Genomic DNA, 25,954 nt, shown 5'->3' with positions numbered 1-25,954 from the left:
AATTTGGTGCAAAAATTTATAACATATCAAGACCGATTAAAGTCCTGTTTATTCCCCTATACGATAAATTCAAAATTATTTTGACGAAAAAAAAAGCTCAACAATAAACATTAAAAAGGAAATAGAAACAATCAAGCCAAAGCTAAATAACAAAGAAAATCCAACCAAAAAGTAGTAATCACTCATTTTCTCAAAAATATAATTCACAAAATACAAAAACAGAAAAACATAGCCAATATTTGAATTCCACAAGCACATGACCAGTAAAAAAAACAAATTATAATTCAGATATTTTTTACTTACTTTAACTTCACTTCCTTTATTTATCTTCCGATAATCGGATACTGTAATTTTTTTATATACCACATTTACACCTTGGCTATATAATATAAAAGTTAAAATAACGCCTTTGCTCATAAAATAATTAGCATTTAATACACAAAAGTTATCATTTTTTCAAAAAACAGTTTACCAACGTCTTTAGCAAAATAATATTTATTATATAAATTCAATTAGATACAAAAACAACTATTGAGAAAAGTCTTCAACAAAGCCCATCAAAGTAGCTAACTTTTTGAAAATAAAATTTATAAAAAAACTTAAATAAATATAAAATACAAATATTTAAAGTGTTAAAGGCAGTTAAATTAAAAATAGAATAGGTTTATTTTTTGTAATTATAATGCAAAAGCAAAGTTAATTTATATTTATGATTTTCGTCGGCTCAATACTTCATCTAGAGCAAACATGTACATGTCAAATAAATGATACAATCACATGATTTTACTTAAAAATATATTTATTAAAACTTAACTATATATCTTAAATATTATTATTTAACTTATTTTCCCACTCAGTTATTCATATTTTTTGTTCAATCTACACGACTCAAATACAAAACATAAAATACACAAACGCATGGACAGAAAAAACATAAAAGCCCTGTGAAAATCTAGATCTTGAAAACCAATGAATAAATAAAATACTGATTAATATATATTTATTTAAATAAAACCAATCAACATTGCCGTACACAAGCAAAACAATATGTGATTTAAATCACATATTAAAATAAAAAAGATAATTAACATACGCTTTAAACACTTTATGCAAAATTTTCACACTCTCTTTCCAGCCAGCCTGTTATTTTTTTTTATGTCTAATATTTCACATGCACATCCATCTGATTTTTTAAGAGAAAAAGCAGTTTCGCAAATTAAGAATGGACAACCTATACAAGGGTTAACAGCACTTGAATCTTTATTGCGGCAGTACCCAGATCAACAGTACATCCTAGCTGACTACTTATTATCTGCCTCACGCATTCAAGCTCTGCCACAAGTGACCCTAACTGATTTAACCCAACGTATTCAGCCAAGGCACTTCCCAGAATATGCTCAACTCGCAACAGTTAAACTTTTACGGGATCAAAAGCAATTTGCTGCAGCATTGGCACTATTAGATAAATTTGAACCTTATCAAATACATAACAGCATGCAGGTCACAATTCTTAAAGCGGCGCTATTTGCAGAAAATAAACAACCGACTGAAGCAGCACAGCAATTAAAGAATCTTGATACAACGCAAATGAATGCTGAACAGTTGGTCTTAGCCGCTTATGTTTATCGGTTATTGCAACAATACACTTATGCATTACAAGCCATTCAGTTGGCCTATACCCAACAACCGAATAATGAAGCCATTCAACATGAGTATTTGAATATTTTGGTGGCACTGGGGAGCTATGAAATGACAGCTGCTTTTTCTGCAAAGCACCACCTATCTGATAAAAACCAGAATTTTATTTGGCAGAATAAAATCGGAGGCTTTTCACAGCATGTGAATGAAGCGATTAAACAACAGAAATATTTATCCTCCCGTGCGGAAAGTGACCGTAAAAGCTTTGCCCAACTCGATCAAGTCTTGAAGCAGTCAGAACAAATCGCGCAACAGATTCCAGCTGATCAAGCCATGTTTAATCGCTTCTATTATGACTATCTCTACGCCTTAAGTTATCGAGGCAAAACACAACAGCTTTTGAGCCTATTAAATCAAGTCACCGTACCACCAGTTGAACAAATGCCTGCCTATACACGGCATGCGATTGCAAATACATACCTTGCAAATCAACAACCTGCCGAAGCCGAGAGAATCTACCGCAGCTTGCTCACGGAGAAAAACTATCCCGATATCAGCCTGTATACATCACTTTATTATGCATTAATCGAACAAGAAAAATATAAAGATGCAAATACCTTGATTCACGTCATTGATGACCTGATTCCCACATATGAATACAGTGAAGCGAAAGGTGTCGACAAAAGTGTACATGCAGATCGAAATGAATATTTGTCTTTGCTGGCTTTAAATATGGCTTATCGCAACCGCCTGGATTTATCAGAACAATATCTAAATAACACCGTAGCCAAAGCTCCGAATAATGCGCAATTTTTAAATGACCTGGCCAAAATCCAACGTTGGCGCGAAAAACCTCGTCAAGCTCAACAAACGATTGAGCGTTTAAATGGTTTACAACCTCAATCAAAATACACACGCATTAATGTCATGCAAAACACTCAAGCACTTGGCGATATCCAAGCTTGGCAGCAACAAACTCAAGCACTTATTGAAGACTACCCAAACGATAGCAGCGTCATAAAAAGTCGTAAAGAATTGAATGATCGTAATCACGCCAGTATGAGCCATGAAAGCCGCTTTTCACGTAGCCGCTCTGAGCAAAACCAATTACTCCAATCACTCAAAGGAACGGGTGATCGTGAATCCAACACCACCTTATATTCACCTTGGCTCACAGACAATTATCGCCTCTTGGTTGAGCATCAAGATATTTGGGGAAAATACGCCGATGGTGATTTACAAGAACAACGCTTTGGTTTAGGCCTGCAATGGCAAGACAAAGGTAAAAATTTGGTGCTGCTTGCCTCTCAAAATACTGAGGGTCAGCGTCAAGGCCTAAGAGCAGATTGGTCACACCAACTCAATGATTATTGGCAGTACGCATTATCCATCAACACCCAAGCCAATATTCCGTTACAAGCCATTGAACAAGACGAAAATGGCCAGTCTTACGGCGCAGCAATTCGATGGCAACAACATGAATCCCGGCAAGTCGATGCAGGATATAGCTATACCAAGATCAGTGACGGCAACACACGCCAAGACTTTTTTGCAAACTACCAGCAACGTATTTTCCAAGCTGCTCATCACACCACACAAGCAGGCTTTTCTGCATTTCTAGGAAAAAATCGTTTAGATAATGTTGCTTATTTTAGCCCTAAACAAAGTTATAGCCTTGCGATTAACATGAGTCATGACTGGTTAACTTGGCGAAGTTATGAACGTCATTTTAATCAAAATATTTCTATTGATGCAGGACTGTTCCAGCAGCAGGATTACGCTGCCAAACCGATTTTTGATGTGCAATATCGACATGAATGGCAATTGTCACGGATCTGGGCATTGCATTATGGCGTTGGTTGGAAACTACATCCCTATGATGGCATCAATGAAAAACAAAGTTATGCCCTATTCGGTTTTGGAGGGCGATTCTAATGAATTTTTTGAATATTTTTAAAATACTCTCCGCTTGTGCAGTTCTGCTTCCAGTTCATCTTGTTGCAGCGGAACCTGCTAAATTCGACGCTCATCATTTTGTCAGTTTGACCTTTCATGATGTGCGTGATGATGTTTTGAAGAATGGCGACCGAGATGTCTATGCAATTAATACCCAAAACTTAGTGCAGTTTTTTGAATGGCTGAAACGTTCTGAATGGACTCCAATTACCCTCAAACAAATTATGGCATCTCGGGAACATGGTGTTCCATTACCGAAAAATGCAGTTTTAATTAGTTTTGATGATGGTGCCCTAAGCGGATACAGCCATGTTTATCCTTTAGTAAAACAATATCAAATCCCTGTGGTCTTTGCTTTGGTGACCAGTTGGACCGAAGGCAATACTCAAGCAGCTTATGAAGCCTATGGTCAAAATAATTTGATGAGTTGGAAACAACTCCAAGATATCCAAAAATCAGGTTTAGTTGAGTTTGCCAGCCATAGCCATGATTTGCATAAAGGCCTATTGGCCAATATGCAGAAAAATGAAAAGCCTGCCGCCTTGACTCGACAATACGATCCGATTCAAAAACGCTATGAAACTGAGTCAGAATATAGCCAACGGATCTACACTGATCTGGTGAAATCCAAGCAGGTGTTACAGCAAAAATTAGGAATAGATCCGCTTGCAATCATTTGGCCCTATGGTGCGGTCAATCAACAAGTCACTAAAATTGCCAATCAAGCAGGTTTTCCTCTGTCTTTTAGTTTAGGGACGGAAAAGTTAAATGACAGCAATGACGCAACCTTTCAACGCGGTATTATCTCAAATAACCCAACAGCTGAAAATCTACGTGAACAACTCACTGGTTTTATGGAATACGCTCAACTACAAGATTATGAACCTATTCGAGCTGTACAATTTGACCTAGCTCAATTCTCACAAGACAATACACAGTTTAATCAGCAGTTAGGCAGTTTATTAAATAATTTAAGTGCCTTAAAAACCAATACTTTAATCGTTAATGCATTCACTGATCAAAAGAATGCTGCATATGCTCAGAGCTACTTTCCAACAACTCATCTAAAACTGGCTCAAGATATATTAAGCCGCACCCAATGGCAGACACGAACACGGGTTTTTCATCGAGTTTATACCCAGATGCCGATTGCCCCAGACCCAGAACAAGCGCATTTAGTTATCGATTTAAGCAAAGATCTGATTCGAAATAATCCCAATCTGGATGGCATTATTTTAAAAACAGACCAGCAACTGGCTTGTCGTTATAGCTCTGTTGTGAATACAGCTTGTCTGGAAAAAGAGGCTCAAATCGTAGAATTAACACAACAACTAAAAGTGGCTGTCGCACCTTATCTCAATCAAAGTAATACCTTCCAGTTAATCTTACAGCTCTCTCTGACTGATTTAGCAGATCAGGGACTAAAGCAAATTGTTAACACCTATCTACCCTTCGTATCTTTATTGAATATTGAAATTGATAGTCTAGACAATATCAATAGCTATCAAAAATTTATACAACAAGTGGGTCATTTAACTGCTTCACAAAAAGCCAGACTGATGGTGACTTTAGTGAATCACAATCCATCTTCGCCAAAGCAACTACAACGCTTGCAGCAACACTATTTAAATTTACAAAGACATGGAATTCAAAAATTGGTTTTAAGCAATTACCGTTTTGATAATGCAAAAGCGGTACATGAACAACTATTTACACCACTCAGTTTAAATGACAGTCCAATGAGTTATCGCAATCCATTTATCCAGCAGCACGTAAATGGAGAACAACCATGACCTTAATGGAAATTCTTTTCCTATTTGCCTTTATCTATCCCTTAGTCATGGCATGGACATGGATGGTTGGTGGTTTATGGTTCTACTTTAAACGCGAATATAAGCAAAACAATTACCCGAGATTTCAGAACAAGGATGCAGCATTATCATTCCTTGTTTTAATGAACAAGCTCAAGTTCGAGAAACCATACGGTTTGCACTACAAACACAATATCCAAAATTTGAAGTTATTGCCGTCAATGATGGCAGTTCAGACGATACCGCAAAAATTTTAGATGAGTTGGCGCTTGAACATCCAGATTTACGGGTTGTGCATCTGGCAGAAAATCAAGGCAAAGCTTTTGCCTTACGTTCAGGCATGATGGTCAGCCAATATGAATACTTGATTTGTATTGATGGAGATGCCTTGCTGCATCCCCATGCTGCGATTTGGATGATGCATCAACTCACAGCTTTTAATCAGGTCGGCGCCGTGACTGGTAATCCTCGGATTTTAAATCGCTCCAGTATTTTAGGAAAACTACAGGTCGGTGAGTTTTCATCCATTATTGGTTTAATTAAACGTGCCCAACGGACTTATGGACGTATTTTTACAGTCTCAGGTGTGATTGCAGGCTTTAGAAAAACGGCACTCATGCAAGTAGGATTATGGTCAGAAGATAAGATCACTGAAGACATTGATATCTCATGGAAACTTCAGCTCGCTGAATGGGATATTCACTATGTTCCCAATGCGCTGTGCTACATCTATATGCCTGAAACATTTAAGGGGCTGTGGAAACAAAGATTGCGCTGGGCTCAAGGTGGTGTCGAAGTCATTAAAACCTATTTTCCCAAACTCTTTAAGATTTCAGCACTCAAAATGTGGCCTGTCGCGCTTGAAGCGATCATCAGCATGGTCTGGGCCTATGTCATTTTGCTGATCATTGTCCTGTTTTTCCTTGGGTTGTTTGTTCCGCTATCCGCAGAATGGCACATCAAATCATTATTTCCACAGTGGTACGGCGTAATTCTAGCCATTACCTGTCTGATTCAATTTTTTGTGAGCTTGTTCATTGACAAACGATATGACGGAAACCGTTTCCTTAGAAATTACTTTTGGGTGATTTGGTATCCCCTGTTTTTTTGGATGCTCGGTGCAGCAACAACTGTGTTTGCTGTTCCCAAAGCTTTATTTACACGTAACAAAAGAGCGAGATGGGTCAGCCCAGATCGTGGTTTTAAAGGTGAGGCCGAATGAACAAATCACATTTAAATATCATTGAGGATGTTTCACAGCTAGATATTCCTGAATATATCGACCAACATCGGTATGTAAAAAACAAAGGCGCGCATTATTTGCTGCAAGGGATCGGTTGGGCACTCTGGACACTGCTATTTTTACCGTTATTGGCGATATTTTTATGGCTATACCAAGGTAAACTGATCAAAAACTATATTTTTGCAGAACAGATGAGCGTACAGATCCACAATTTCTTTTGGCTCGCCTTGATGGTGATGATCTGTTGTGCCTCTTTGTTGTTATGGGCGAGCTATAACTGGTTGCGATACCGAAACACGGAAAAAACGACAGTGGTTAACGTGAGCCATTCCATTCTTGCTGAGGGATTTTTGATTCCAAAGGATGAACTATCCAAAATTCAACGCTCAAAAAACATTGTACTGCACTATAACCAGGAAGGTATTTTAGCTGACTATGAACTGAGATAAATATTCACGAACGAAAATGAAAAGAGGCAATCAATTGCCTCTTTTCATCGCTTCAATTTCAAGCATACCGACTGGTGTCGAGTATCATTCGATCATGCCAATAATCGATTCTACCTGATAACTGTTTCCCTGTTCTGCCACGATTTGAATGACCCCACTTCGATGTGCAAGCACAGGCACTTCCATTTTCATGGCTTCCATAATTGCGACAACCTGACCTTCGGTCACCTGCTCACCCTGTGTAACTTTCCATGCACTCATCACACCATTAATCGGTGCCAGTAAATGCTCTGCACTCACTTCAAGCTCGGCAGTTTGTGCTTGGATTGCGGTTGCTGGGCCTTGTGCAAACATGCCCGCAGGTAGACCTAAACGGTGTAACTTGCCATCAATTTCAATATAGCTCAGCAACATGGGTTGTTGATGGTTTGGAATACCACGTTTAGTTGGCTTTAAATCTTGTTTAAAGTCATTTTCGATCCAACGCGTGTGTACATTAAATTCATCGGTAAAGTCAGGTTCATTGAGTACAGCACGGTGGAAGTCTAAAACCGAAGCTACACCTTCAATTCTAAATTGCTTTAACGCACGTTTAGCACGGGCAATTGCCACTTCACGGGTTGGGCCCGTCACAATCAGTTTTGCCATCAGTGAGTCAAAATGACTGGAGACCAATGACCCAGTTCGGACCCCTGTATCGACGCGTACACCATGACCAAACGGCGCTTCAAATAAGCTCAGCACACCAAATGCAGGAATGAACCCACGTGCTGGGTCTTCGGCATTGATACGAAACTCAATCGCATGGCCTTGTGCTTTTGGAGTTTCTTGAATCGACAAGGTATGCCCTTGTGCGACACGGATTTGTTCTACCACCAAATCAAATTTTGCTGTTTCTTCAGTAACAGGATGCTCGACTTGCAAACGGGTGTTTACTTCTAAGAATGAAAGCTTGCCGTCACGACTCAGTAAGTATTCAACTGTTCCTGCACCCACATAGTTTGCAGCCTGACAAATGTTTTTTGCCGAGCTTAAAATTTGCTGATAAATCTCATCGCTAATAAATGGCGCTGGCGCTTCTTCGACTAACTTTTGGTTACGACGTTGCAACGAGCAATCACGCGTTCCAAGTACCACAATATTGCCATGTTGGTCAGCTATCACCTGTGCTTCGACATGGCGCGGTTGATCTAGATATTGCTCAACAAAACATTCACCACGACCAAAGGCAGCTTTTGCTTCCCTTACTGCCGACTCATAAAGCTCTTGAACTTCTTCGAGTTTCCATGCCACTTTTAAGCCACGGCCACCACCACCAAATGCCGCTTTGATGGCAATTGGTAAACCAAACTGTTTAGCAAAATCCAAAGCTTCTTCTGCATTATTGAGTGGGTCTTGGGTCCCCTGCACCAACGGTGCGCCCACTGAAGCCGCAATTTTACGCGCTTCGATTTTATCGCCTAATTTTTCAATGGCACTCGGTGATGGCCCGACCCATTTTAAACCTGCCTCAATCACGGCTTGGGCAAACTCAGCACGTTCAGATAAAAAACCATAACCGGGATGCACCATGGTTGCCTTGGATTTCTTTGCAATCTCGATAATGGCAGCAATATTTAAATAGGTTTCACTGGCGTTAGCACCAGCCAAACCCCATGCTTCATCTGCAAGTTCCACATGCATATTGCCAATGTCGTCATCAGCATATAACGCGACCGATGCAATTCCCATATCACGGCAAGCATGGATAATACGAACGGCAATTTCACCACGATTGGCAATCAGTAATTTTTCATTTTTCATCTTTCATTCTCAAAATCTGTAAATTCGGCAATTTTTTTAAATTTGATGTGACAACCTGCTGGAATCTGTGCCACCAAGTCCCAATGGTGTTTAGCAACAGAGCCAATAACAGGATATCCGCCCGTTAAAGGATGATCATTCATAAACAAAACAGGTTGGCCACTCGGTGGAATCTGCAAAGCACCAATACATGTGCCTTCACTTTCCAGTTCATGTGTAATTTTGCGAGTTAGAGACTGCTCACCTGACAATCTGAGCCCAACTCGGTTGCTTTCGTTCGTTACCAACCATTCTTGCTGACAGAGCAGTTCAATACTATCTTGTTCAAACCAGTCAGTACGCGGCCCCATCACAATATCTAGCTCAACCACTTCGCCAGCTTTGGGCAAATCGCTTTTGCCTACTTCATTGACACTAATGTTGGCTGCCTTTATCTGTCCTTGGTAAATGGTATCTCCGAGCTTTAACGGCTCTGGCCCTAATACCGCTAAACTGTCAAATGAAGCACTATTCAGTACAGGCTGAACATCGATACCACCACGAACTGCCAGATAGTTTCGTAAGCCTGCTGTCGGTGGCTGAATTTGAAACTCATCGCCTGCGTCCAGATCAATCGGTTGATCGCTTGCAAAATCTGCGCTTTGACCATCGGCAAATTTCACACGAATATTTGAAATAGCACCTGCAATTGCAATAACACCCGCAGACTGCATTTTGGCTTTTAAGCCACCATTTAAAACTTCAATAACGGGTGTATCGGTTGGATTCCCCACAATACGGTTAGCACTGTGCATGGCAGATAAATCCATTGCACCTGCCATTCCAACACCAATCTTGGTCTGATTTAAGCGCCCTTCATCTTGAATCAGCATCTGTAAACTTGGTGCAGTGATCGTAAACAGCGGTATCGATTGTTGAGGTTCAACTGTATGGGTGATTTGCTGTGGTACAGTCACTGTGGTTGGACGATGCGTGACATCTTCAAAATGTACGGTCATACCTGGTAACAGCAAAGCAGGGTTTTTACGCTCTAAATCCCACATTTTTTCCGATGTGCTCCCAATCAACTGCCAGCCACCTGGGCTGTCTTTGGGGTAAATACCAGAGTATTTTCCAGCCAAACCCAAAGAGCCTGAGGGTATTTTTTTACGCGGAACCGTTAAGCGTGGGATATCGGTAAATGGTTGATCGGGACTGCTCATATAGGCAAAGCCCGGCGCAAAACCAATAAAAGCCACATTCCAGATGCTTTGCTGATGCGTTCTAATCACATCCGAGATCGATAACCCTTGCAACTCTGCCACCTGAGCAAGGTCTTCGCCATCGTAGCGAATCGGCACAATCACTTCTTGGTTGTTACGCTCAAATCCAACATCAATTTTGAGGTTCTGAATTGAAGCAACCAGCGTTTTAAAATTAGTTTCGATCTCATTAAAGAAAACCAAAATTGTTTTTGCAGCAGGGACTAAGTCTTTAATTCCATTCAATGGCGTATGTTGCAATTTATTGTACAACGCCAATGTTTCTTCGAGGCTCGCAAGCTCAATCAGAAAACAATCGGCGTTTACCGATAAAAAACGCATTTGCTTATCCTTTTTAAAGGTTCTTTAGCCCAATTAGCCCATCCAAGCACGGTCAGGGATGTCGGTAATCAACATATGACCTGGTGCATGACTAATCGCAAAAGGAATTTTCGAGTTCATAACAGCGGCTTGCGGTGTTACCCCACATGCCCAAAACACAGGAATCTCACCTGCTTCGATACGAGAGGCATCGCCAAAGTCAGGCTGATTTACATCTAAAATTCCTAAGCTTTCAGGATGCCCAATATGTACAGGTGCGCCATGCACGCTTGGCATACGTGATGTAATTTTTACCGCTTCACTAATTTGATGCGATGGAATTGGTCGCATGGAAACCACCATATTGCCTGAAATACGCCCTGCTGGTTGGCATGGAATATTACTGAGATACATCGGCACATTGGTGTTGTCATGAATATGACGAACTTCAATCCCCGCTTCTTGCAAAGCGGTTTCAAACGAAAAACTGCAACCAATCAGGAAAGTCACCAAATCAGGATGGGCATTATAAATCTCGCTGGCATCAGTCACTTCTTCAACCATTTCACCCTCTTTCCAAATGCGATAGCGCGGGAAATCAGTTCGAATGTCTGAGTCTGCTGCAAGCTGAGTTGCATAGATACCTTCTTCGAGCACATCAAGTACTGGGCAGCTTTGCGGGTTACGATGCGCATAGAGTAAAAAGTCATAGGCCCACGCTTTTGGCACTGAAATCATATTCACCTGTGTCATGCCCGCGGCCATCCCTGCTGTCGGTTTATCGAAACCTGCACGGACTTTTAAACGCGCATCTAAAGCGGCTTCAAGCTGAACTGGATCGACTTTAATATCCTTATACATGGTGCTCATCCTTATGCTTTGTTTACAAATGGGCGAATTTCAATCTTGTTTTTCACAAGCTCAGCTTTAATGGCTGCCGACATTTCTAGTGCACCGTCGGTGTCACCATGTAGGCAAATCGTGTCGGCTTGAATTGGGGTAAAGACACCGTCAATTGACTCGACCCCACCATTTTTAAGCATTGAAACTACACGACTGGCAACAAATGCCGAGTCATGTAAAACCGCCCCTTCTAGACGACGAGATACCAATGAGCCATCGCTGTTATATGCACGATCTGCAAATGCTTCAGACACCACGTTTAAACCAGCAGCACGTGCCTGCTCGACCAAGTTCGACCCCGCCAAAGCCACTAAAACCAGTTCAGGATTGTACATTTTAATCGCATCAATCACTGCGGCTGCCTGAGCTTGGTCATGGGCAATGGTGTTGTAGAGTGCACCATGCGGTTTTACATATTGCACTTTTGAGCCTGCCACTTTTGCCAAACCATCCAGTGCAGAAATTTGATACAGCACATCGGCAATCAGTTCGTCACGTGACACATCCATATTACGGCGGCCAAAACCAACCAGATCGGGATAAGACACATGCGCCCCAATCTTGACGCCCAATTCAACGGCTTTACCAACCGTTTTTAAAATCCCCAAAGGATCGCCTGCATGAAAACCACATGCGATATTAGCACTGGTCACCACAGGTAAAATCTGGTCATCATTGCCCATTTTCCATGAGCCAAAGCTTTCGCCCAAATCACTGTTTAAATCTACAAACATGGCATCATTCCTTTTTCGCTGTACGATTATCTGGCTTAAAGTTTGGTCAAATAGTTAAACACGGTCGTAAATGACATATAGCCCATCCACCACGTCAATACACAGGTGAGTGCACCTAAAACAATTAACCATTTTGGATAATTATAATTGCCCATCAAGTCTCTACGGCAAGCTGCAACATACACAAAAATTGTAAGGCCAATCGGCAACACTAAACCATTAAAACCACCGACAAAAATGAGTAGACCTGCTGGCGTTGCCCCCAATACCACATAGAGTAATAAGGCTAAGGCAATAAAAGTGATGGTGGTATAGTTGCTTTGTTTTGGGGTTAAATTCTTTTTAAATGCACTAAAGAATGAAACCGAGGTATAGGCTGCACCAATGGTGCTACTAATACCCGCTGCCCAAAAGATCAGGCCAAATAATTTATAACCAAATGTGCCCGCAGCATACTGGAATGCTTGTGCCGCTGGATTGGCATTATGACTAGCGAGATCTATGCTTGCACCGCTCACCACCACACCCAAGAAGGCTAAAAATAAGACATAGCGCATGATCCCAACCACGACAATGCCCTTGGTCGCAGCTTTTGCTACTTCATCAATATTTTCAGGGCCAACTGCACCTTTATCGAGTAGACGATGCGCGCCTGCATAGCAGATATAGCCCCCCACCGTGCCACCAACAATGGTGGTAATAATGGCAAAGTCAATCTGATCTGGCGCAAAGGTTTGCTGTACCGCTTGTCCAACAGGCGGCATCACAATCACAGCCACAATGATGATCAGGATGATTTTCAACAATCCCAATACGATCATGCTTTTATCCATCGCAAGCGTGGCTTTTCTGGAAGCGAAAATCAAAATCGCCAATGCACCACTGAGGATACCGCCCCATTTGATATCCAGACCAAACAATGCATTCAAACCTAATGCAGCACCTGCAATATTTCCGATACTAAAGAAGAAACCGCCTAGAATCACCAGAAATGCAAGTAAATAGCCACTGCCTGGTAAGGCCTTATTGGCAATATCGGATGCACGCATTTGCGTCAGTGTCACTACACGCCAAATATTCTGCTGTACCACATAATCAATCAAAATTGAAACTAAAATGGCAAAACCAAATGCAGCCCCTAGTTTCACTGTAAATACAGCAGTTTGGGTTAAAAACCCGGGTCCCATGGCAGAGGTTGCCATCATAAAGATCGAGGCGACAATGGCCCATTGGCGATCTGATAGCAAAGAAGATTTCAGTAAAGACATATTGATGCGTTCCTCATCCATTTGAGCTCAATAACGCGATTTTTGACTTGATCCAAGAGCATCATTTTGTTTATAAACGATCTTCTTTAACCCTTTTTAAATCACAAAGATTCCCTGTTCTCCCACTCAGCGATGGGTAATCAAATCTTCTCGTTCAAATAAAAACATATGCAAGCCAACTGAACAATACGACTTTTTAGATATAAAATTATAACCAATCCATTGAATTTAATTACTTTTTATTTATGATTAGTTCGAAGATAAATTTTACTTATCACTCCTGATAAGCTGCTTTTATAATTTTTTAACTCAGCAGCTGTTGGATTCCCACATACACGGCTCTTACAGAAGCTTACTTTAAGTACCTCAAATTTTTATTTTCTCATTCAAGCTTTTCATCGCGCTCTCAGAAACCATCACGGCGACATCGGTTAATTTTTCTTTCAATGCAGCATCATTGCCTTGAATATAAATCGAGGTAAAGTGAAAGGTCTTTAACTTGATTGGCGTATTTAATATTTCTAATCGGCCATCGGTAATTTCTTTTAAAGCGGTTAAAGTCGGCACCACAGCGATCCCCAAGCCTTGCTCGGCAAGACGTAATAAGGTTGCCAAAGAATAACTGGTGATCGAAAGCGGCTCATCCAGTCCTTGTTCCTTCATTTTGGCTTTCAGCTCTTTATAGGGGTAGGTAATTTTTGGATAGGTCAAAATGGTATGAGACATTAATGTCTTAAATGACATTTGAGCAATCCCTCCTTTAAATGAAGGTGAAGCCAAGAAGCTAAGTTCAAAATCACACAGTGCCTGTTCAATACATTCAAAAGCCAGCGTTGGTCCGAGTAAAAAGGCCATATCGAGATCACCTGTGCGGACGCCTTCTTGTAAATTTGGGGTTAGATCAACCACGATTTCTACAGAAACTTTAGGGAATTCTTGCTGAACTTTCTCGATATATTCCACCAACCATGTGTAGACAATGGTTTCCGAAACGCCCAAACGAATTGTGCCAGTCAAATGCTGATTTTCAGTTAATTCTGCGATCAGTTCTGTTTCTAAACGCATCAACTTTTCAGCATATTTAAATAAGGTCATCCCCTTGTGCGTCGGTTTCAGTTGGCGAAAACTTCGATCTAAAACTTTAAATCCAAGGTCATTTTCAATCGCGGTGATTTTCTGTGATACCGCTGGCTGAGTAGTTTGTAATTTTGTCGCTGCCTTATTAAAACTATTCAGCGTCACCACCCAGTAAAATGCTTCTAGATTCTTTAAATTCACTTTAAACCAAAGCTCGCTATCCTTTTCTCACTATATAGTATGGGAGTGATCCGCCTGATTAAGCTACCTATTTATTGATTTTTGTTGCAGTCATTTGCAAACCGACTTATTTCACACTCACAAAGATGATATCTAAATCCTGTTTGGGAACGAAGTTGCGCTTGGTCATCTGAAATTGCGTTGGACTAATTTTTTCGACTTTGCCATTCCAACAAAATGAGACCAATTCATTCTTATCACGCTCAATCGTCAATTTAAAATTTTCAATCGGTTTAGCCCAGTTTGCCCCCGTGGTCAGAATATAGCTTAAAGCATTAAACGGTGAATTCTCTGCTTTGGCTTTTTTTAAGCCCTGTTTAAATTGCGCATCCATACAAAAGTTTTGATTATATTCATCAGGATATAGAGCAACCGCGCCACCCACCAAAGGTTGATATTGATGCTGAATTTTGGTCAGAGCATTGGCTTTAAAGGTTTGCTTCCAACTATAAATCACTTGAGACGACCATGGAATTTCATCATCTTTTTTAAAGTTCGCCAATATCTTCTGCATTTGTGGCTGCTTACATTGCTTTAATTTATCGACAAAATAGCGATCGTCATCATTGTTACGCATCCAAGGATTAAGCATGTCGGTTTGACTAAAACCACATTGTTTAAATAGATCTGTTGCATCAATCAACGGCGACTTTTCATCCTTTTGGATAAAAGTACGCACATGCATTTCTGGCTGAATATTTTGACCATCAACAATAATTTTAAAGCTTTTTAGCAATGCTTCGGTATGGGCAAAATCCGCTTCAAAGAAGTTATCGATACGTGGTAAGGGAAACAAAATGGTTTCCGTCACATCTTTATTGCTTAAGTTTTTATAAAGATAATTCACTTTAATCAGTTTTTTGCTAATAAATAAGTCTTCACTTTGCATCGCAACATGCTCATTTTTAAGATAGGCCACTCCGCCCGTTCCCACATAGCCTGTTGAATCATTAGCTAGGCTATAGGTCGGTATTTGCAGCAAAATAGAACATGCCAAGATGATTTTTTTCATTTTTAAGTGTCCAATTTAAGACTGTCATTATCAGGATCAATCATAGCGGCTTAAAGGCGCATATGTTTACTTTTTTACTTATTGTACATTTAAAAAAGGAGCAGTCTGTTGATCACAAACTACTCCCCTGATTCAAACTTTTATATTCAAGTTCAAAATTTTATCAAACCCTGAACGCTGCTTTTAGCAAGATGATTTACTTTAATCGAATCATTACCGTTTTAATCCGATTGCTCTCCATCTCGACCACTTCAAATTGTAAGTCTTGATAGTCCAGCATTGAGCCAACTTCCACTAGGCCGTTACTTTTATCGAGAATAAGTCCCGACACGGTAATATAAGCGGTCTCTTCATCGACTAAATCGACGCCTAACTGTAATTCAAGTTGATACAAATCTAACGTGCCTGCAGCTTTCCAAGTACGTTGATCAACTTGAATCAAATCAAGCTGCTCATCTGCATCTGGAAACTCACCGGCAATGGCTTCAAAAACATCCAACGGTGAAATTAATCCCTGCACATTTCCAAATTCATCATTAACCAGTACCAATGAGCCTTTAGAAGTCCGCAATGTATTGATCACATCAATCACTTTCATTTTTTCAAAAATAAAGATCGGACGTTGTGCTTTGATCAAAGATTTTAATTGCGCTTCATCATCCAGTACATCCAAGATTTCCTTGGCGCGAACCACACTTAATACTTTATCCAAACTGCCACGACATACAGGAAATAAACTATGCGGTACAGATAAAATCTGTTCGCGTATTTTTTCAGGCGTTTCGTTGATGTTAATCCAAGAAATTTGACTACGTGGCGTCATAATTGAAGCCACAGATCGTTCTGCCAGTGTTAATACGCCCCCGATCATATAACGTTCTTGGTCATCAAATGTTTGTTGTGCTTGCAAATGTTGCAGCGGATTGGTCGCAGTGGTTTCGGCCTTGCCACCCATAAGCTTTAAAATCGTATCCGCAGTTCGATTACGTAGCGGAATCTTCGACTCATGCTTTGAACGGTTACGTTGCGTAAACTGGTTGAATGCCTCAATCACAATCGCAACACCAATACCCGAGTAGATATAGCCTTTAGGAATATGGAAACCAAAGCCTTCAGCAATCAAGCTAATACCAATTAACAGTAAGAAACTTAAGCAGAGAATGATAACGGTTGGATGTCGATTGACGAACTCTGTTAAGGGTTTAGAAGCCAGCAACATCACCAACATGGCCACAACCATTGCCACCATCATGACGTAGATATTATCCACCATACCAATGGCGGTAATCACCGAGTCTAATGAGAATACGGCATCCAATACCACAATCTGGGCGACAACTGCAGTAAAGCTTGCATAGACCACATTGGTGGTAATTTTGACTTCTGCTTTGCCTTCCATCCGTTCATGTAATTCACTTACCGCTTTATACAGTAAGAATAAACCACCGAATAAAAGAATCAGATCTCGGCCCGAAAAAGACCAGTCAAAAATAAAAATAAGCGGTTTGGTTAAGGTGACTAACCAAGAAATGGCGAACAGTAAGCCCAAGCGCATAATCAAGGCGAGCGATAAACCAATGACTCTGGCTTTATCACGTTGGGAAGGAGGAAGTTTATCTGCCAAAATGGCAATAAAGACGAGATTATCAATCCCTAAAACAATCTCTAAAACGATCAGAGTAAGCAAACCTACCCAAATCCCTGGATCTAATAAAAATTCCATTATTTACTCCTTACATAAAAACAAGGAGTCATGAAATTGTATTTTAACTTTGTACCCGGCGAGGGATCCATTTATGTTAACCTTTTTGACAATAGTTGCTCTGATTATGCCTAATCTTTCAGAATTGAGTTTATTTTTTTAAAAATCATATACAAGCTAAACAAATATGAACAAATCAATTAAATATCAATATGATATATAGAATTAAAGCTCATATTTTAATTATATTTTGAATAATTTGTTACATATTTTAAGCAATGAGATTCACAATAAAACCCATTAAACCAAACAATTAAGGACATTATTTTTCAGATTTAAAAGAGACCTAAGCAAATAATCTAAGCTATTTTTGCTTACCAATTTTAATGCTATAGCGACACTTGGCCGATTGCTCTAGTTCATCGAGTACCATTCTTTTGCTGTTTATTTCTTCACACATCGCGGATTCCTTTTTGTGAATCTTTCTCAATTTGTTAAGATGAGCGACTGAGGAAGTCATTTAATTTCTCATACCCTGTTGACTTAATTTTGACAGAAAAGAAGGCCTTTCAAAGGTATACTTTCTTGGCAATTAAGTCGAATTTTACAGTGGTTGTTAGAATTGGCGAGACAGCCAAACGTTCAAACTAAACTTATTTATTATTTAAATTTAAGGATTTAACATACATGAATAGCGCTGAAATCATGGCTGACCTTTCATCTCATACGCCGATGATGCAGCAGTATCTCAAAGTCAAAACAGACTATCAGCATGCATTGCTGTTCTACCGTATGGGTGACTTTTACGAGCTATTCTTTGAAGATGCGCATCTAGCAGCCAAACTTTTAGGTATTACCCTGACTCATCGTGGCAAAGCCAGTGGTCAACCTATTCCTATGGCTGGCGTTCCTTATCATGCAGCAGAAGGTTATCTCGCGCGTTTAGTCAAAGCTGGGCGAACTGTCGCGATCTGTGAACAAGTCGGTGAAGTCACAGGCAAAGGTCCTGTAGAACGTAAAGTTGTCCGTATTTTAACGCCAGGAACCTTAACCGATGATGCCTTACTTGGCAGCTATCAATCGTCAAATCTAGTCGCACTGTGTATTCAACAAAATCAAATTGGTTTTGCTTTGCTCGACTTGAGCGCAGGTATTTTTAAAGTTCAGCAACAAGACTATAAACCAGAGCAACTTGCAATTGAGCTGGCGCGTTTAATGCCAAGCGAAATCCTCATTGACGAAGATCTTATTGATAAGAATATTATTGAACAGATTAAAAAAAATCTGGACTGTCCAATCACCAAACGTCCAAACGTTGATTTTAATTTGAATAATGCACAAAAAACATTGTGCGATCAGTTGAGTGTTTCAACGTTATCTGGGTTTGGATTAGATCCGATTCCACTCGCGAAAGCTGCTGCCGCAGCGTTGATTCACTATGCGAAAGAAACCCAAAAAACAGCTTTACCCCATATTCGTTCAATTCAAATTGAACAAAGCACAGACTTCATTGCACTTGATCCAATCACGCGTCGTAATTTAGAAATTATTGAACCGTTGTTTGATCATGGTACATCGCTGTTCCAATTGATTAATGACTGCCAAACTGCCATGGGTGGACGCTTACTAAGCCGCACGTTAATGCAGCCTATTCGTGACACGGCAGTTTTAGATGCACGTCTTGATGCAACCGAACAACTGTTAAAGGGCTATCATGAATCGCCACTTCGTCTAGTTTTAAAAGAGATTGGCGATATTGAACGTGTGCTAAGTCGTGTTGCACTCGGCAGTGCTCGTCCACGAGATTTAGTACAACTGCGTCAAGCTTGTGCACAAATCCCTTACCTACGCCACGCCTTAGATCCTGTTTTAAAGACCCAGCAATCTAAGTTATTAATTCAATTAGATGAAGAGCTTGGTGACTTTAAGAGTCTGCATCAACATTTGATGGCTGCAATTGTTGAAAGTCCACCCGTATTACTACGTGATGGCAATGTAATTGCAGAAGGTTATGATGATGAACTGGATGAGTTACGTAAAATCCGTGATCATGCTGGACAATTCCTGATTGACTTGGAAATAAAAGAGCGCGAACGTACTGGGATCAATACCCTTAAAATCGGATACAATCGTGTCAGCGGTTATTATATTGAACTCACCCGTGCGCAGGCAGAACAAGCTCCAGCGGACTATATTCGTCGTCAAACCCTCAAAAATGCAGAGCGTTATATCACACCTGAACTGAAAGGTTTTGAAGATAAGGTTCTTTCTAGCGAATCACGTGCCCTCGCTCGTGAAAAGCTTTTGTTTGAATCATTACTCGATGAATTGCGTCAAAATATTGCACATTTACAGATGATGAGTGCTGCAATTGCCTATATTGATGTGCTAGCAAACTTTGCACATCAAGCTCGACTCAACAATTGGGCTAGACCTGAATATACGCCTGAAACCAGTATCAAAATTCAGGCAGGTCGCCACCCTGTTGTTGAAGCTTTAAATAAAGCCCCATTCACCCCAAATGACACCTTCCTAGATAGCCAACATCGTATGGCGATTATTACAGGACCAAACATGGGGGGGAAATCGACCTTTATGCGTCAGACCGCCTTGATTAGTCTGCTTGCCTATTGCGGTAGTTTTGTACCAGCTAAATCAGCAAAACTGGGTTCGATTGACCGTATCTTTACTCGTATTGGTTCTGCTGATGATTTATCGACAGGTAAATCGACCTTCATGGTGGAAATGACCGAAACCTCTCAGATCCTGCACCATGCCACCAGTCAGTCTTTAGTGCTGATGGATGAGGTTGGTCGTGGTACCAGTACTTATGACGGTCTTTCTTTGGCCTGGGCATGTGTGGTTGATTTAACCAAACGGGTGAAATGCCTGTGCCTATTCGCAACACATTATTTTGAATTAACAGAATTAGGTGGTGAAGCGGGCATTGATAACTATCATGTTACCGCACAAGAACTCAATGGCAATTTGATTTTGCTGCATAAAGTTCAACATGGCCCGGCTAGCCAAAGTCATGGTTTACAGGTTGCCAAATTAGCTGGTATCCCTGCCAACGTGATTAAAGAAGCACAAAAACGTTTGAAGATCTTGGAAAAACAACAGCATCAACATTTGCAAAGTAGCGTGCAGAATGATTTGTTTAGTGCAGTTGAACATGAGATCGAAACTCAAGTCATTGAGCGAGTTATTGAGGTTGAAAAACCATCACCTGCTTTAGAATTATTACATCAAATCGATGTCGATGATTTAACACCACGTCAGGCATTAGAGCAGCTTTATTCTCTAAAAGCTGCTCTGAAATCTTAAATGTACTTTCTGGAACAAGTTGATCATTACAGCTTGTTCCAGAACCATTTTCTGTTTATTTTTGACTGATATCACTCAACCTAAAAAGACTGAATAGATTTTTGTTCAGTATCCAACTAAGGGAAAGCACAATTAATATTCTGTTTAAGCCACTCGAACACTCAGAAATTGATTTAATCTGGCAACAGATTAGTCGGCGTGAACTGATCACTCAAATGTATATACAGCAGAGTTTAAATTTACAATTAATTGATTGTTTTTATGATGAGCAAAATTGGGATGCCTATCATTTGGAAAATGATCCCCCTTTACTCAAAAATTTACATCAACAAGGAGCTTTATGCGTAGGTGGATTTGACGAATCTAATCGACTGATTGCTGTACAGGTCGTTTCCAATCAGCACATTGCTGATTATCCTGAAGCAAAGTTACTGCAATATTTTTATGTGGATGCCGATCACCAAGGTTTAGGTATCGGTACTCAGTTGATGCAAGCTGCTATCGCATCTGCAAAGCAACTCAATGCAAAACAACTCTATATTTCGGCTACCCCAAGTAAGCGCACTGTAGACTTTTATCTTAAACAAAGTGCCCAACTTTTAGCACAACCTGATCAGCAGTTGTTTGAACGAGAACCAGAAGACATTCACTTGCTCTACACGCTTTAAGTGCTAACCAAGCAGAAATGAAAGCATGAAGATGGCTCAACCTCGTTAATTAGCTGTTTTAACTGAGAATAAAAATAAGATTCAGTTGCAATGATTAGGTCAATTGAGCTGACCATCACTTTATTTTTTAGTCAAAAAATCTTAGCACCCGATAATATTTTCTTTATTATCAATATATTAATTCATTTTTCATATGTATAAATAAACAATATCAATAAAAGCAATTGTTTGTTTACCCCTTTTTTGCCTACAATACCTCATTCCAAACAAAAAACCGTATTTTTAGGTAGCTGTCGCCATGACCTTTGTTGTCACTGAAAATTGTATTAAATGTAAATATCAAGATTGTGTTGAAGTTTGCCCTGTAGACTGTTTCTACGAAGGTCCTAACTTCCTTGTTATCAATCCAGATGAATGTATCGACTGTGCTCTATGTGAACCAGAATGCCCAGCAAATGCAATTTTCTCTGAAGATGAATTACCAGAAGGTCAAGAAGTCTTTATCGAACTCAATGCTGAATTATCAGAAAAATGGGCGGGTAATAACATCACGCAAATTGGTGAACAGCCAGCAGACCGTGAAGAATGGAATGGTAAGCCAGACAAGCTACAATATTTAGAAAAATAATTCAAAAGGCCAGTTTTACTGGTCTTTTTTATACCTGAACCACACATTTCTTTGCAATTACATCATTATTCATGCGCTATTTTGCATTAAAATAGTACGCCTACAGATTTTGAACTGCCTTTTTATGATGCGAAATAAATTACAGGGTCTATTATCATTATTTATCATCCCTGTGATGATGGCGGGCTGTACCAGCTCAACGACAAAAGTAAATCAGCAGCAAGGTAAAAGAATTTACATTCCCCAAGAACAAGTCACTTTTACCCGCCCCATCCCAAACAAAGTTGAACCTGCCTCTTATCGCCAATGGCTGAATCAAGGTGAAAACTATGCACGTGTTCGAGAATATGAACAATTTCTAACCCGTAATAATGTGGCACATATTATTCCAAGTTTTGAATTATTACGTACTGCTCGGGACTGGCAAAAATGCGGTCGTACTGAATATATGGTGCCTAACCGTGAATTGTGGAACAACTCCCTTTCGACCTTACGTGTCTTTAAATACTTAATTGCAGCCAAAATCTTGACCGATTTTGAGGTGACTTCTGTCTATCGAGACTTGCCACTCAATCAATGTGCAGGTGGTGCTGGCTCGTCGAAACACTTATTCAATTCAGCCATCGATTTTCGTATTGGACCTGAATATCCTCAACCGCAAGACTATGCCTATATTGAACAAACCAAGTTTAAGCTATGTCAGTTCTGGGCCCAGCATGGTCAAAGCCTAGATTTAGGCATTGGTTTATATAGTTCTGGTCAAATCCATATCGATACTCAAGGCTATCGGACATGGGGACCTGACTTGACCCGTAATAGTTCAATGTGTAATTTCTAAAACAGATATCTGAATAAAAAGAGATCAAAATGATCTCTTTTTTTGTTTCAATCATGCGGATTCATGCCGCAATAAAATTGCACTCTGAGCATAAACGTTTAAAATGCAGAGCTAACAAATTGGTAGGTAAACTTGATTATGCAACAGATGTGGACCGAGATTGATGACTATATCAATTCACATTTAATTCCCACAGACCCTAGACTTCAACATGCATTAGATAATACTGATACTCAAGGCTTTTCTAATCATTTGGCTGTTGCACCTAATCAAGGTATGTTTTTGCAAATGTTGATTCAAATGAATCAATGCAAACGCGTATTAGAACTCGGTACATTCGGTGCCTATAGTACCATTTGGCTAGCCAAGGCCCTTCCTGAAGATGGCTATCTACTGACGGTTGAAGGACGCGATACTCACGTGGTTATCGCTCAAGAAAATATTGATTATGCCAATATGCCGACCAATATCGAACTCAAAAAAGGTCGTGGTGCCGATATTATGAATCAGCTGATTGCTGAAGACAGCGAAGCATTTGATTTGATCTTTATTGATGCCGATAAGCAAAGCTACCGAGAGTATTTTGAACTCAGTCTAAAACTGTCTCATCCAGGCACAATCATTGTATTAGATAATGTGATTCGTGCAGGTGCGATCATTGATGAAAATAACAAGAAACCAAGTATTGAAGGAATCCGTGAAGCATTCACCGCTTTGAAAGATCATCCTCAGCTGCTTTCTTGCACAGCTTTGCAAACGGTTGGTTCAAAAGGCCATGATGGTTTTGCCATTGCAATCGTAAAATAGAGATTAAAAAACAACCTATTTAATTTAGTTGTGCAATATCAATAAATTATATTTATCTCCAGTGCTTTTCCATACAGTTATCCACAGGAATTGCGGATAACTATATGGAATAAAATGAATCACTTAGCAACTAATAGTGGAACATTGGCATTTCGGAAGATCGTCGTCGTGATACTGCCCAAGAAGAATTGATGAATTTTACTGTGACTAAATGCACCTAATACAATCAATTGAATATCATGTTCTCTTTGATATTCAAGAATATTTTGTGCTACATCACCATAACGATAGACTGAAACCACTTCCAGACCTGCATCAGTGAGATACTTTTCAGGTTCGGCCAACATTTCCGGATGATCACCTACATAGAGCAAATGGCATTGTAATGTTTTCAACAAGTCACTTTGAGCAATGCGTTGCAACATCTTTTGGCAGGTCGGTGAATATTCATAAGCAAAGATAAAGCGTTTCGGTGGCTGGAAATGTTCCCCAACGGTAATAACCGTACAATTTGCACCACGAATAAAGTTTTCAACATTACTTCCAATCGGCTTGTTCTTCTCAGCAGCTCGCTCACCCACTCGACCGATAATCACCACATCATTTTCATTGAGAAGATTAAAGCTTTGCTCAAGAAAATCGCCTTTTTCCTGAATTTTGGTACTGCTTAGACCGTACTGTTTTTCGATCAACTCAGAAATGTGATTCAGCAAATTATTACTATAATCGAGTGCTAACTCACTCTGTTTTTGTTCCAACTCTGCGAGTTCTTTAAGTAGCATGGCATTACTTTCAAAGCCAATCACGCCACTGATTTCACCTAAATGGTAGCTAGCTGGGTAATAGTCCAGGATTTGCAACAATACCAACTCTCTTTGCGTTTGTTTCGCAACCCATACTGCTGCTTCTGCAACAGCATCAATGCAGGGTGAAGAATCAATACATGCAATTACACGGTTCATTTTCGCCTCTCTCTAGGTATGTACCTTAGGTCTTCTACTTATTTTTAACTTAACATAGATAAAAGCATGGTGGGTTAAATTTATGTATCGAATCTCATACACTTTTTTATTCGCTTCGGTAACGAATTAATTTTGCGGGGTTCCCTGCAACCACTGCATAATCCTCAACATTTTTGGTCACCATACTGTTCATTCCAACCACAGCATGATCGCCAATTTTGACTCCATCTTTAATTCCGACGTGCGCTCCTAGCCAGACATCTCGACCAATCTCAATGCCTTTAGACGTAACAGGTTGTTGATAGATCGGACGATCCATTTCCATGCCATGATCAAATGCATATAGATGACTATAAGCCGCAATTCGAACTTGATCATGCAACTTAATCCCTGTACGACCGCCATCTAAAATACAATGATGGTTAATTGCCACTTCATTGCCAATTTCTAAAGGGCCATGCAAAGTACAATCTGCAGCAATAAAGGTATTATCTCCGATACTGATCTTGCGACCACGTTCAGCAAAGATATGGGCCAAGGGTGAAATAAAGCAGTTTTGACCAATTTCAACCGTTTCCATATCCATCAAATAGGCTTGGTACTCGGCTTGCCATGCTTCAGCCCATTCGCGATGTTTGGGTTTTAAAGTCCAATATAACCATGGCATATAGTTCAAACGATGCTTATGCTGCTCTCGGTATTTTAATAAAGGATCATTCATCATGTGCGTGTTCCTCTAGGACTTTCAGCTGCTCACGTCCTCTACTCACATCTTGCAGTTTTAACCTTAATGGTTCAATTTGATGCACTTGAACTCGTGCCTCAATCACGACACCTGTTTCGGTATATTGTTCTTGATACTCGATCTGCTGCTGCATCAGCTCATATTGCATAATCGCCCATTCATTGAACAAACACGCAAAACGAATTTCTTGCTTTTCAATCAATTCGATTTTTTCTGCCAAGAGCAAACATTGTCCTGCGCAACCACCGTAGGCACGAACCAAACCACCTGTACCCAGTTTAATTCCACCATACCAACGATTCACTAATACAATCACATTGGTTAAATCATTACCTTCAATGGTGGCAAGTATTGGCCGCCCTGCTGTTCCTGAAGGTTCGCCATCATCATTAAAACGAACATGATGGCCGATCTTCCATGCCCAGCATTGATGCGTGGTGGATAAGTCTTTGTTTTGTTCTAAAAAAATTTTCACTTGTTGTTCATTTTCAACAACTGCTGCAATCGCTTGGAAACGACTTTTTTTAATGTCTTCTTCAAAAGTTACCGAACTGGCAAGGGTGAATGGCATAGAACATGAT

At 40.1% G+C, this 25,954-nt stretch carries 20 protein-coding genes and 1 pseudogene; 9 read left to right on the top strand and 12 right to left on the bottom strand.

Going from position 1 to position 25,954, the window contains the following annotated elements:
- Positions 1–75 precede the first annotated feature (75 nt).
- Positions 76–417, bottom strand: coding sequence for a hypothetical protein (locus F902_RS08065; protein WP_005202551.1), 342 nt, complete (start codon positions 415–417; stop codon positions 76–78).
- A 690-nt stretch (positions 418–1,107) separates the two neighbouring features.
- On the opposite strand from F902_RS08065, the gene pgaA reads away from it, so the two are divergent.
- The 4 genes and pseudogenes from pgaA (at position 1,108) to pgaD (ending at position 7,097) form a co-directional block, all read left to right on the top strand.
- Complete coding sequence (gene pgaA, locus F902_RS08060) at positions 1,108–3,573, top strand: poly-beta-1,6 N-acetyl-D-glucosamine export porin PgaA (protein ID WP_005202550.1); 2,466 nt, start codon at positions 1,108–1,110, stop codon at positions 3,571–3,573.
- Positions 3,573–5,387 (top strand): poly-beta-1,6-N-acetyl-D-glucosamine N-deacetylase PgaB, encoded by a 1,815-nt coding sequence (gene pgaB / locus F902_RS08055; RefSeq protein WP_005202549.1) that lies wholly within the window; start codon positions 3,573–3,575, stop codon positions 5,385–5,387. The genes pgaA and pgaB overlap by 1 nt, the downstream gene beginning before the upstream one ends.
- Positions 5,384–6,627 (top strand): annotated as a pseudogene (pgaC, locus tag F902_RS08050) (poly-beta-1,6-N-acetyl-D-glucosamine synthase). Before pgaB ends, pgaC begins: the two are co-directional and overlap by 4 nt.
- Positions 6,624–7,097, top strand: a complete 474-nt coding sequence (gene pgaD / locus F902_RS08045; protein WP_005202546.1) for a poly-beta-1,6-N-acetyl-D-glucosamine biosynthesis protein PgaD — start codon at positions 6,624–6,626, stop codon at positions 7,095–7,097. The pseudogene pgaC and the gene pgaD overlap by 4 nt, the downstream one beginning before the upstream one ends.
- An 84-nt stretch (positions 7,098–7,181) precedes the next feature.
- On the opposite strand, the gene F902_RS08040 is transcribed toward pgaD, so the two are convergent.
- The 8 genes from F902_RS08040 to F902_RS08005 all read right to left on the bottom strand — a co-directional run bounded on the left by F902_RS08040 (position 7,182) and on the right by F902_RS08005 (position 17,419).
- Positions 7,182–8,900: an acetyl/propionyl/methylcrotonyl-CoA carboxylase subunit alpha gene (locus F902_RS08040; RefSeq protein ID WP_005202544.1), complete on the bottom strand. Its 1,719-nt coding sequence runs from the start codon at positions 8,898–8,900 to the stop codon at positions 7,182–7,184.
- Positions 8,897–10,483, bottom strand: coding sequence for a 5-oxoprolinase subunit B/C family protein (locus F902_RS08035; protein ID WP_005202541.1), 1,587 nt, complete (start codon positions 10,481–10,483; stop codon positions 8,897–8,899). Before F902_RS08035 ends, F902_RS08040 begins: the two co-directional genes overlap by 4 nt.
- A gap of 33 nt (positions 10,484–10,516) precedes the next feature.
- Positions 10,517–11,332 carry a putative hydro-lyase gene (locus F902_RS08030; protein ID WP_085942817.1) on the bottom strand — a complete coding sequence of 272 codons (816 nt, stop codon included), beginning with the start codon at positions 11,330–11,332 and terminating at the stop codon, positions 10,517–10,519.
- Between the two features lie 2 nt (positions 11,333–11,334).
- Positions 11,335–12,099, bottom strand: coding sequence for a LamB/YcsF family protein (locus F902_RS08025; protein WP_005202537.1), 765 nt, complete (start codon positions 12,097–12,099; stop codon positions 11,335–11,337).
- Between the two features lie 35 nt (positions 12,100–12,134).
- Positions 12,135–13,388 carry an NRAMP family divalent metal transporter gene (locus tag F902_RS08020; RefSeq protein WP_005202535.1) on the bottom strand — a complete coding sequence of 418 codons (1,254 nt, stop codon included), beginning with the start codon at positions 13,386–13,388 and terminating at the stop codon, positions 12,135–12,137.
- Positions 13,389–13,733: 345 nt separating this feature from the next.
- Complete coding sequence (gene mumR, locus F902_RS08015; RefSeq protein WP_005183446.1) at positions 13,734–14,645, bottom strand: LysR family transcriptional regulator MumR; 912 nt, start codon at positions 14,643–14,645, stop codon at positions 13,734–13,736.
- Between the two features lie 106 nt (positions 14,646–14,751).
- Positions 14,752–15,696: a DUF4424 family protein gene (locus F902_RS08010; RefSeq protein WP_005202532.1), complete on the bottom strand. Its 945-nt coding sequence runs from the start codon at positions 15,694–15,696 to the stop codon at positions 14,752–14,754.
- 196 nt (positions 15,697–15,892) lie between these two features.
- Entirely contained in the window at positions 15,893–17,419 is a 1,527-nt protein-coding gene (locus F902_RS08005) for a TerC family protein (RefSeq protein WP_005202529.1), read from the bottom strand.
- A gap of 666 nt (positions 17,420–18,085) precedes the next feature.
- On the opposite strand from F902_RS08005, the gene mutS reads away from it, so the two are divergent.
- The 5 genes from mutS to F902_RS07980 all read left to right on the top strand — a co-directional run bounded on the left by mutS (position 18,086) and on the right by F902_RS07980 (position 23,666).
- A complete protein-coding gene (gene mutS, locus F902_RS08000) occupies positions 18,086–20,725 on the top strand; it encodes a DNA mismatch repair protein MutS (protein WP_005202524.1) in 2,640 nt (879 codons plus the stop codon).
- Between the two features lie 101 nt (positions 20,726–20,826).
- Entirely contained in the window at positions 20,827–21,393 is a 567-nt protein-coding gene (locus F902_RS07995) for a GNAT family N-acetyltransferase (protein WP_005202516.1), read from the top strand.
- A 298-nt stretch (positions 21,394–21,691) separates the two neighbouring features.
- Positions 21,692–22,021 (top strand): ferredoxin FdxA, encoded by a 330-nt coding sequence (fdxA, locus tag F902_RS07990; protein ID WP_004652744.1) that lies wholly within the window; start codon positions 21,692–21,694, stop codon positions 22,019–22,021.
- Between the two features lie 124 nt (positions 22,022–22,145).
- Complete coding sequence (locus F902_RS07985) at positions 22,146–22,859, top strand: D-Ala-D-Ala carboxypeptidase family metallohydrolase (RefSeq protein ID WP_004808415.1); 714 nt, start codon at positions 22,146–22,148, stop codon at positions 22,857–22,859.
- Between the two features lie 138 nt (positions 22,860–22,997).
- Entirely contained in the window at positions 22,998–23,666 is a 669-nt protein-coding gene (locus F902_RS07980; RefSeq protein ID WP_005202514.1) for an O-methyltransferase, read from the top strand.
- A 119-nt stretch (positions 23,667–23,785) separates the two neighbouring features.
- On the opposite strand, the gene F902_RS07975 is transcribed toward F902_RS07980, so the two are convergent.
- From F902_RS07975 to F902_RS07965, 3 genes are all read right to left on the bottom strand, one after another.
- Positions 23,786–24,628, bottom strand: coding sequence for a universal stress protein (locus tag F902_RS07975; protein ID WP_005202513.1), 843 nt, complete (start codon positions 24,626–24,628; stop codon positions 23,786–23,788).
- A gap of 106 nt (positions 24,629–24,734) precedes the next feature.
- Positions 24,735–25,352: an acyltransferase gene (locus F902_RS07970; RefSeq protein ID WP_005202512.1), complete on the bottom strand. Its 618-nt coding sequence runs from the start codon at positions 25,350–25,352 to the stop codon at positions 24,735–24,737.
- A complete protein-coding gene (locus F902_RS07965; RefSeq protein ID WP_005202511.1) occupies positions 25,342–25,944 on the bottom strand; it encodes an IMPACT family protein in 603 nt (200 codons plus the stop codon). The genes F902_RS07970 and F902_RS07965 overlap by 11 nt, the downstream gene beginning before the upstream one ends.
- Positions 25,945–25,954: the final 10 nt, after the last annotated feature.

This window comes from Acinetobacter higginsii (assembly GCF_000369525.1).
GTDB classification, from domain to species: domain Bacteria; phylum Pseudomonadota; class Gammaproteobacteria; order Pseudomonadales; family Moraxellaceae; genus Acinetobacter; species Acinetobacter higginsii.
Note: the sequence above shows the minus strand (reverse complement) of the source record. Positions and strands in the feature narration are given on the sequence as shown.